This window comes from Streptomyces sp. NPDC127197 (assembly GCF_042672405.1).
GTDB lineage: Bacteria > Actinomycetota > Actinomycetes > Streptomycetales > Streptomycetaceae > Streptomyces > Streptomyces flavusporus.
The window spans coordinates 111,262-119,955 of record NZ_JBHXVG010000018.1 but is presented as its reverse complement, the minus strand read 5'-3'; the positions used below and the strand labels follow the sequence as shown (position 1 = coordinate 119,955).

Genomic DNA, 8,694 nt, shown 5'->3' with positions numbered 1-8,694 from the left:
GCCGGGGTCGCCCCCCCCCGGGGCCGGCACCACCCCCCCGCCCGCGCCCCCCCCCCCCCGGCCCGGGGCCCCGGGCGGGGCGCGCCCCCGGGGCCGGTGGCCGAGTGGCCGTTCAGGCGGTGGAGTCCCGCTCCCAGCGGTAGAAGCAGCGCGCCATCGCGTCCTTCGGCGAACGCCAGGTCGCGGGATCGTACGCGGTGACGTACGCGGACAGCCGCTCGCTGATGTCACGGAACTCGGGACGCCCGGCCACCTTGGCGATGGCGGGTGCGGGGTCCCGTTCGGCTTCGATGAGGTGCAGGTACACGTCATCGAACTGGAAGAGACTGCGCCGGGAGACGCCCACGAGGTGGGGCAGCTCTCCTCGGTCCGACTCCTCGAAGATCTTGGCGATGTCCGGGGCCGACCCGGGCGCCATGCGGGCGACGATCAGGGTGTGGTGCATCGTGCTGTCTTCCGTTCGGCTCAGTCGGTCAGGGTCGGCACACGCCGGCGTTCCCCGGCCTGCTCGATGCGGTCCCGGATCAGGGCCATCTGGACCTTGGAGTTCCGGTTGATGTTGTCCGTCATCCAGGCGTCGTCGACCGGTGCGTCGGGCTTCATCTCGAAGTCCTGCGTCCACACCATCCGGGTGCCCTCGGGCACCTCCTCGTACTGCCACCGGATGTTCATGTACGCGAAGGGCCCGGTCTCGACGCGGCGGGCCTTGACGCTGAGCGTGTCGCGGTCCGTCTCCCGTTCCGAGACCCAGCTCCACACGGTGCCGTTGTCGTCGGGGTGCATGGTCAGCCGGAAGGTGGTCTTGTTCCCCTCCGTGGACAGGATCTCCGCGGAGGCGTACTCGCTGAACAGCTGTGGCCAGCTCTCCACGTCGTTGGTCATGTCCCAGACCAGGTCCACCGGCGCGGCGATGGTGATCTCGTTCTGTGTGTGTCCGGCCATGTCACGCTCCTGTCATGAGGGCACTGTTGACGAGGTCGAGGAACTGCCGTGGGGTCTTGCTGCGCTCCGCGTCGGGAGGCATGGGCGTGCCGTACCGGTTCTCCAACTCGCCCACGATGCCCAGCAGTCCGAGCGAGTCGATGCCGAGGGCGTCGAAGCCGGAGTTGTACTGCTGCTGGAGATCCTCCGGGGCGACGGTGATCCCGGCGGCCTTCTTCATCAGGTCGGCCAGCTCTTCCACGGTGATGCGGTCACTCATGCGGTTACTCTCCTTTGCACTGTGACGCCTCGCTACGAGGCGTCGGCGGCGCCGTGCCGCAGCACCAGCGCCGAGTTCGACCCCATGAGTCCCCGACTGAGGACCAGCGCCGTGCGCAGCTCGGCGGCACGGGCGCGGGCGGACACGAGGTCGAGGTCATGGCAGATGTCGAAGACGTTGGGGGTGGGTGGAATCAGGTGGTTCTCCAGCGCGAGCACCGCTGCAGCCGTGTCCAGCACCGGCGCCGCGCAGTAGCCCCGGCCGATACCGGTCTTCGGCGCGGTGACCGGCACCCGCCGGCCGTGGGAGCCGAGGGCGTCGACGATCGCCAGCGCCTCCGCACGGTCCGCTTCCGGTACGCCGAGGGCGTCCGCGAAGACCACGTCGATCTCCTCGGGGGCGCACCCGGCCTCGTCCAGGGCCGCACGGATGGCCTCGGCGAGGCCTTCCCGGGACTGCTCCCAGCGGGAGGCGCCGGTGAACGTCGCCGCGTGTCCGGCGAGGGTGGCTCGCACGCGCGCGCCCCGTTCCCCGGCCGAGGTCTCCTCTTCCACGACGAGCATGGCGCCGCCCTCGGCCGGCACGAATCCGCAGGCTCCTTCCGTGAACGGGCGGTAGGCGCGCTCCGGGTCCTCGACGGTGCTCAGCTCCTCGTAGCCGAGCTGGCAGACCACCGAGTAGGGGGCGAGCGGCGCCTCGGTCGCCCCGGCCACGATCACGTCGGTGCCGCGGCGCACGGCCCGCGCCGCGTGCGCGATGGCGTCCAGGCCGCCCGCCTCGTCGGCGGCGACGACCGAGCAGGGGCCCTTGAAGCCGCGGCGGATGGAGATCTGGCCGGTGCTGGCGGCGTAGAACCAGGCGATGGACTGGTACGGCCCGACGAAGCGACTGCCCTTTCCCCACAGCCGCTGCAGCTCCCGCTGACCGAACTCGCCGCCGCCGGAACCGGCCGCGGTGACCACGCCCACGGAGAACGGCGAGTCGCCGGTGTCGGCCTGGCCGAGGCGGGCGTCGTCCAGCGCGAGGTCGGCCGCGGCCATCGCGAAGTGCGTGAACCGGTCGGTCTGGACGAGATAGCGCTCCTCGACCGCCGACGACGCCTCGAAGTCCCGTACCTCGCCGGCCACCCGCAGCGGCAGGTGCTCACAGCCCTCGCGGGTGACCGGGGCGAGGACGCTGATGCCTTCCTTGGTGGACTTCCAGAAGTTCTCGGTAGTGGCTCCGTTGGGCGCGACCACACCGATTCCGGTGATGGCCGCGCGCCGCGGATGCGGTTCGCTCATCGTGTCCTCTCCCTCGGCCGGGTCAGGATCACCGCGGACTGGAAGCCGCCGAACCCGCTGCCCACGGAGAGCACGCTGTTCAGTCTCCGCTCGCGTGCGACGCGCGGGACGTAGTCCAGGTCGCACTCGGGGTCCGGGGTCTCGTAGTTCGCGGTGGGCGGTACCACCTGGTGGGCCAGGGCCAGCACACAGGCGACGACCTCGATCGCGCCGATCGCACCCAGGGAGTGGCCCACCATGGACTTGATGGAGCTCATGGGTGTGTCGTAGGCGTGCTGTCCCAAGGCCCGCTTCACTGCGGCGGTCTCGTGGCGGTCGTTCTGCTGCGTGCCCGACCCGTGGGCGTTGACGTAGTCGATCGCGGTGCGGTCGAGCCCGGCGTGGTCGAGGGCGGTCTCGATGGCACGGGCCATCTCCAGCCCCTCTCTGGTCAGACCGGTCATGTGGTAGGCGTTGCCGAAGGTCGCGTAGCCGCCGAGCTCGCAGTACACGTGTGCGCCGCGGGCCAGGGCGTGCTCGAGCTCCTCCAGGACGAGCACCGCACCGCCCTCGCCCATGACGAACCCGTTGCGGTCGGCGTCGAAGGGACGGGAGGCGTGGGCGGGGTCGTCGTTGTTCGGCGACGTGGCCTTGATCGCGTCGAAGCAGGCCATGGTGATCGGTGATATCGGCGAGTCCGAGGCACCGGCCACACACACATCGGCCCGGCCCTCCTCGATCGTGTGGAAGGCGTACCCGACCGCGTCGAGCCCCGAGGTGCAGCCCGTGGAGACGGTCTGCACCGGCCCGCGCGCCCCGAACCGCTCCGCCACCGTCGAGGCGAGCGTGCTGGGCGAGAACGCGCGGTGCAGATGCGGGTCGGCCTCCCGGTGGTCCACGTCCCAGCGCTCCCCGTGGTGGCTGACCAGCACGTAGTCGTGCTCCAGCCGGGTGGTGCCGCCGACCGCGGTGCCCAGGGAGACCCCGACGCGCCAGGGGTTCTCCTGGTCGAGGTCGAGTCCGGCGTCCTGTATCGCCTCGTCGCCGGCGGCCAGGGCGAACTGGATGTACCGGTCGCATCGTGCGACGTCCTCCCCGTCCAGCCGGTGGGCCGCAGGGTCGAAGTCGCACTCGGCGGCGATCCGCGAACGCAGGCCGGCCGGGTCGAAGAAGGTGATCCCCCGCGTCGCGGTGCGCCCGTTGGTCAGGAGATCCCAGAACGCCGGTATGCCGATGCCGCCCGGCGCGACGATGCCTATCCCGGTGACCGCCACACGCCGCTTCATGACCGGACCTCCCCTCGTTCGGCCGTCCGGCCCGCACCCGCGCGGGCTCCCTCCGCCGCGACCGGGACGGAGTCGGTTTCCTCGGTGTCGACGTGGCCGAGTGGCGGGCTCGGGGCCAGCGGGCCGAGGTGGAAGACGATGCGGGCCTCCACGTTGCCGACATTGCGGAAGCGGTGCCGCATGTGGGCGGGGATCATGAGCCCCTGCTCGGGACGCAGCGGGTGGGGGTCGCCGTCCAGGTCGACCTCCAGCTGCCCGCAGACGACGTACACGAACTCCTCGGAGTACGGGTGGTAGTGCTCCGCGATGCGGTCGCCGGGCTGCACGATGGCCACGCCCATGAATCCGCTGGTGGAGCCGACCGTGGTGGGGGTGAGCATGGCGCGCAGATCGCCACCGCGCCTGGTGTTGGGCTCGACCTCGCTGAGATCCACGATGTTGAGACGGGGTTTGATCACGACGTTGCTCCGATCGTGTGCTGTGTCGACTTGGGGGGCCGGGCGGCCGCGCCCTGCGAGCTGGGTCAGGCCTCTGGTGAGCGGCGGTCGGTGACGAGTTCCATACGGGCGAGCGTGAGGAGGCCGGCGGGCGCGGCGTCCAGCAGCGCGGAAGGGTCGGCACCGAGGGCGTCGCCGTCGAGGAGCGCCGTCACCTCGGCTGCCTGACCGCGGTCCGTCAGTCCGAGCACCGCGGCGGGGTCGGTGTCGAGGCCGCCGCGCACGTCGATCAGCCGCATCACGATGTCGTCCCGCTGGAAGATCGTGCTGCACAGCACCGGGCTGTGCGGATCCTCCGCCGCCGCCTCGTCCTGCCGGGCGAGCAGTTCGGCGAGCCGCATTCCGCCGCCCTCCCGGGCCGGGTAGTACAACGCGTGCCGCACGGCCTGCCCGGTTTCCTGGCCCGCCGTCACATGGTGTACGGCGGGCAGTGCCGCGCGGGTGAAGAAGACGCGGGCGGACTCGGGATCATCGAGGTCCCGGTCCTGCTCCAGATGGGGGTTGATGGCTTCCTCGACGGCCCGCACCTCGGGCTGCCGGGCGACATGGCGCAGCGCGGCGAGCAGGTCGCCGCGCACCTCGATGGCCCGCACCACACGGTTGCCGTGCATGAACAGGGAAGTGCGGCACAGCCGGGTGGTGTCGTCGACCTGCGGCTCGGGCGCGGCGTAGTCGGCGAGGATCCTGGCGACGGTCTGCTCACTGCCCGGCTTGACCGTGAAGGTGAGCGCGTGCCGGATGACGCCGTCCCCGATCCGGGGTGATGCCTGGAGCCGGCGCTTGCCGGACCTGGCGTCCTCCGCCGGGTCGCCGGTCTCGCGGACGATGTGGAAGCGCAGCGACCTGGTGTCCCGGACGCAGCGGTGCAAGGGCTCCACCATCCGCACGTGCTCCTCGCTGTTCACCCAGGTGAGGAACGGCGGGGCACTCTCCCACTCACTCGTGATGAGCCATTGCGAGGGATTCTCGATCGACTGGCACAACTGGTCGCTGACATGCCCGGGAACGGACGCAACCTGGTTGCAGAGTTGCTCGTACGCCTCCAGGAACTGCTGCTGGGCTCCGTCGTGGACGTCCACCAGAAGGACGACCCGGAGCCGGGAGCCGTCGAAGACGGACTGCGAGACATGGTGCGGCACCTGTTGCGTCAGCGGTTCTGAAGCAAGTGCGGAAGTGGTCATCCTGCGCACATCTCCTTAGCGGGGAGGGGGAGGCTGACGTCGCTTGCGGTGATGCGACGTGAGCGTGCCTCGATCTTGTGCCGGTCCCCACCAGTGCGCGAATCGTATGGACTACGTGGGTGACCGGCGGCGCGGATCCGCTCCCCCAGGGCGGGGAAGCTCCGACGCGTTGCCTGCGCGCACACCTGACGGACAACCAGGTCTGCTCACGTGAGATGAGCGAAGACCACCAGGTTGTCCGTGTAGTCCTTGACCGTTCGGTCGTAATCACCCGCGCAGGTGATGAGCCGGACCTGGGCCTGGGGGGTGTCGCCGTACACACGCCGGCTCGGGAAGCGGTCCTTGGCGAACGTCTCCACGCTGTCGACCACGAAGGACGCCGTGCGCCCGTCGGCTCGTTCGACGTGGAAGACGTCCCCCTTCTGCAGGGCACCGAGGTCGGCGAAGACGGCGGGGGAGGTGGCCGTGTCGACGTGCCCGGCGATGATCGAGGTGCCGGCCTCTCCGGGGCTGGCCCCCTTGGCGTGCCAGCCGACGAGGTTGACGTCGTGGGCGGGCGGGGGTTCGAGCTGCCCGTTGGGGCCGATGGCAAGGTCCGTGAAGGGCGCGTCGACCGAGATCTTCGGGATGAGCAGGCGCACCGGCTTCGACCGCGGCAGGTGCCTTCCCGCCGCGTGCGGGCCAGGCGTTGCCGGCGCCGTGGCGTGTGGCGCCGGTGGGGCGTGCGCCGGGCGGGAGTTGTCGGACGGCGTGTCGTCGCCGCCGATCAGGCGCACCGTCAGGATCAGGAGAGCCACGGCACACAGCACGATCATGCCTCCGTGGGACCCCTGGCCGGACGGCACCTGTTCGTCGTCGGTGGGGGAAGAAGGCTGGGCCGGCATCGGAGACCACCTCACTAGGGCACGGCAACAGGGCGGACAGGGCGGGCGGGAAGCCGGCCGGGCCGCCACACGGTGCACGCGTGGCGGCCGGGCCTGCGGCTGCTATCGCGTCCGGCATGGTCAGGCCGTGCCGTGTGCCGAGTTCCTTCGACGCGCGGCGTACAGGCCGGTTCCCGCGACGGCCAGAACGGCCAGGCCTCCCGCGGTCACCGTGGGCGCGTCCAGCGCGCCGCCGCCGGTGTGCATCCCGCCGTGGGGCTTGTCGTGGTCGTTGCTCCAGCCGCCCTTGTCGTGCTCGCTGTCCTTGTAGCCTTCCGAGTCGTGCTTGCCTCCGTTGTCGTGCTCCTTGCTGTAAGACGAGTCGTCGTGGTTCCAGTCATCGGCTGCGTAGACGCCGGGTGCGGTCATGGTGAGGACGGCCGAGGCCGCCGCGGTGGCCAGGAGCATGCGTGCTGAGCGCATATGAGAATCCTTTCGCCACGGCCGGGCAGCTGGCATTTCGTCAGCTGAGATGACCCGGCCCTGACATGATCAACCGTCAGTCAGTTGTCGGCCTCCCACCACTCAAGGAGCTCACCTGGGTGAACCGGGGGGCACCTGGCACCACAGCGTGACGTCGCGCCGACGGCATGGGGCCGTCGACGCGACGTCGTAACTCGTTCTACGAAGGTCAGGTCAGTGCGAGGACCGTCCTCACGACCTGACGGAGTGTCGATTCGGCGTCCGGGACCGCACCTGGCGACCGCCATGCGACGAACCCGTCGGGCCGGACCAGTACGGCCCCTGCGCGTGTCGTGCCGTGGACCTCCGACCAGTCCGCACCGTCCTCGTATGCCAGCTCGCTGCCGGGTCCGATCCCCACCCGGTAGGAGACGAGCGGGACCGACATCTCTTCGGCGAGGCGTGTGGCGGCCGCGTGCCATCCGCTCGGCTCATCCGCGTCGCTGAGCAGGACCAGAGACCGTTCGTACAGGTCGAGGGTGGAGATCCGTTCGCCCCGGAACCGTACCCACAGGTGGGGTGCCCTGCTGCCGGGCTCCCCGGTCAGGGCCAGCTTCTCGGGCACGACCGCCGTCGTGGGATCGGCGCCGACGACGGCGCCCTTCGGGTAGCGGTAGCCGAGTGTGATGTTGAGGATGCCGCGCTGGGGCGCGTTGCCGGCGGTGGGCGGAGGGGTGTAGCCGGGGTGGCTGTGCTCGGCCGACCGGGCGGCCGCGCGGGCGCTGGTCGCCTCGGCGACCCTACGGCGTTCGATGTCGTAGGTGTCCAGAAGTCCGTCACCTGCCCAGCCGCCGAGCACGGCAGCCAGCTTCCAGGCGAGGTTGTGCGCGTCCTGGATACCGGTGTTGGAGCCGAAGGCTCCGGTGGGGGACATCTCGTGGGCCGAGTCGCCCGCCAGGAAGACGCGTCCCGACCGGTAGCTCCGGGCGACCCGTTGGGCGGCGTGCCAGGGCGCCCTTCCGGTGATCTCCACGTCGATGTCCATGTCCCCGACCGCGCGGCGGATGTGGTCGGCGCACCGCTCGTCGGTGAACTCCTCCACCGTTTCGCCGTCTTCGGGATGCCAGGGCGCGTGGAAGACCCAGTTCTCGCGGTTGTCCACGGGCAGCAGTGCCCCGTCGGCACCCGGGCGGGTCAGGTAGCAGACGATGAAGCGACGGTCGCCCACCACGTCGGCGAGACGACGGGACCGGAAGGTGATGCTGACGTTGTGGAACAGGTCGCCGGGGCCGTTGTGGCCGATGCCGAGCTGTTCCCGGACGGGACTGCGGGGGCCGTCGGCGGCGACGAGGTAGTCCGCGCGGATGGTGCTGTGCTTGCCCGTCTCCCGGCTCTTGACCGACGCGGTGACGCCGTCCGCGTCGGTGTCGAACGCCACCAGTTCGGTGGAGTAGCGCAGGTCGCCGCCGAGTCCCGCGGCATGGTCCAGCAGGACCGGCTCCAGGTCGTTCTGGCTGCACAGACACCATGACGTCGGGCTGAAGCGGGCCAGTCCGCCGCCCGGGTCGATCTCCTTGAACAGCCAGTCGCCCGCGTCGCCGACCAGGGTGGGCGCCTGCAGGATGCCGTGGTTCTTGGCCAGGGTGGAGGCGGCCTCATGGATCGCCGGCTCGACGCCGGCCACCCGGAACAGCTCCATCGTGCGGACGTTGTTGCCGCGGCCGCGGGGGTGGATGGAGGTGCCGGCATGACGCTCCACCAGTGTGTGCCGGACACCCAGTCGGCCCAGGAACAGCGAGGTCGACAGGCCGACCAGGGAACCGCCGACGATGAGGACCGGGACCTGGGCTTCGTCGGTCGTGGGGTCGGCTTGATCGGCTGTTTCGTTCATCACTCGCCTCCAACGCGTCGTGTCCGCAGAGCCGGCCGGATAAGACCGGAG

The 8,694-nt window shown here is 70.6% G+C and carries 10 protein-coding genes; all 10 read right to left on the bottom strand.

The window, feature by feature from the left end; translation table 11 throughout:
* Positions 1-112 precede the first annotated feature (112 nt).
* The 10 genes from ACFVJQ_RS26395 to ACFVJQ_RS26350 all read right to left on the bottom strand — a co-directional run bounded on the left by ACFVJQ_RS26395 (position 113) and on the right by ACFVJQ_RS26350 (position 8,643).
* Positions 113-445 (bottom strand): TcmI family type II polyketide cyclase, encoded by a 333-nt coding sequence (locus ACFVJQ_RS26395; protein WP_385517415.1) that lies wholly within the window; start codon positions 443-445, stop codon positions 113-115.
* Positions 446-465: 20 nt separating this feature from the next.
* Entirely contained in the window at positions 466-942 is a 477-nt protein-coding gene (locus tag ACFVJQ_RS26390) for an SRPBCC family protein (protein WP_129797856.1), read from the bottom strand.
* Position 943: 1 nt separating this feature from the next.
* Complete coding sequence (locus tag ACFVJQ_RS26385) at positions 944-1,201, bottom strand: acyl carrier protein (RefSeq protein WP_224734123.1); 258 nt, start codon at positions 1,199-1,201, stop codon at positions 944-946.
* A 32-nt stretch (positions 1,202-1,233) separates the two neighbouring features.
* On the bottom strand, positions 1,234-2,484 hold the full coding sequence (locus ACFVJQ_RS26380; RefSeq protein ID WP_224734124.1) for a ketosynthase chain-length factor: 1,251 nt from the start codon (positions 2,482-2,484) through the stop codon (positions 1,234-1,236).
* Complete coding sequence (locus tag ACFVJQ_RS26375; protein ID WP_224734125.1) at positions 2,481-3,749, bottom strand: beta-ketoacyl synthase; 1,269 nt, start codon at positions 3,747-3,749, stop codon at positions 2,481-2,483. Before ACFVJQ_RS26375 ends, ACFVJQ_RS26380 begins: the two co-directional genes overlap by 4 nt.
* Entirely contained in the window at positions 3,746-4,207 is a 462-nt protein-coding gene (locus tag ACFVJQ_RS26370) for a cupin domain-containing protein (RefSeq protein ID WP_385517413.1), read from the bottom strand. Before ACFVJQ_RS26370 ends, ACFVJQ_RS26375 begins: the two co-directional genes overlap by 4 nt.
* A gap of 65 nt (positions 4,208-4,272) precedes the next feature.
* Complete coding sequence (locus tag ACFVJQ_RS26365; RefSeq protein ID WP_385787485.1) at positions 4,273-5,427, bottom strand: SchA/CurD-like domain-containing protein; 1,155 nt, start codon at positions 5,425-5,427, stop codon at positions 4,273-4,275.
* Between the two features lie 206 nt (positions 5,428-5,633).
* Positions 5,634-6,311, bottom strand: coding sequence for a class F sortase (locus tag ACFVJQ_RS26360; RefSeq protein WP_385517409.1), 678 nt, complete (start codon positions 6,309-6,311; stop codon positions 5,634-5,636).
* A 120-nt stretch (positions 6,312-6,431) separates the two neighbouring features.
* Complete coding sequence (locus ACFVJQ_RS26355) at positions 6,432-6,773, bottom strand: hypothetical protein (protein WP_385787482.1); 342 nt, start codon at positions 6,771-6,773, stop codon at positions 6,432-6,434.
* Positions 6,774-6,981: 208 nt separating this feature from the next.
* Positions 6,982-8,643 carry an FAD-dependent oxidoreductase gene (locus ACFVJQ_RS26350; RefSeq protein ID WP_385517406.1) on the bottom strand — a complete coding sequence of 554 codons (1,662 nt, stop codon included), beginning with the start codon at positions 8,641-8,643 and terminating at the stop codon, positions 6,982-6,984.
* Positions 8,644-8,694 lie beyond the last annotated feature (51 nt).

Coding starts and splice junctions, on each gene's coding strand:
- ACFVJQ_RS26395 (WP_385517415.1), bottom strand. CDS start 445: ATGCACCACACCCTGATCGTCGCCCGCATGGCGCCCGGGTCGGCCCCG.
- ACFVJQ_RS26390 (WP_129797856.1), bottom strand. CDS start 942: ATGGCCGGACACACACAGAACGAGATCACCATCGCCGCGCCGGTGGAC.
- ACFVJQ_RS26385 (WP_224734123.1), bottom strand. CDS start 1,201: ATGAGTGACCGCATCACCGTGGAAGAGCTGGCCGACCTGATGAAGAAG.
- ACFVJQ_RS26380 (WP_224734124.1), bottom strand. CDS start 2,484: ATGAGCGAACCGCATCCGCGGCGCGCGGCCATCACCGGAATCGGTGTG.
- ACFVJQ_RS26375 (WP_224734125.1), bottom strand. CDS start 3,749: ATGAAGCGGCGTGTGGCGGTCACCGGGATAGGCATCGTCGCGCCGGGC.
- ACFVJQ_RS26365 (WP_385787485.1), bottom strand. CDS start 5,427: ATGACCACTTCCGCACTTGCTTCAGAACCGCTGACGCAACAGGTGCCG.
- ACFVJQ_RS26360 (WP_385517409.1), bottom strand. CDS start 6,311: ATGCCGGCCCAGCCTTCTTCCCCCACCGACGACGAACAGGTGCCGTCC.
- ACFVJQ_RS26355 (WP_385787482.1), bottom strand. CDS start 6,773: ATGCGCTCAGCACGCATGCTCCTGGCCACCGCGGCGGCCTCGGCCGTC.
- ACFVJQ_RS26350 (WP_385517406.1), bottom strand. CDS start 8,643: ATGAACGAAACAGCCGATCAAGCCGACCCCACGACCGACGAAGCCCAG.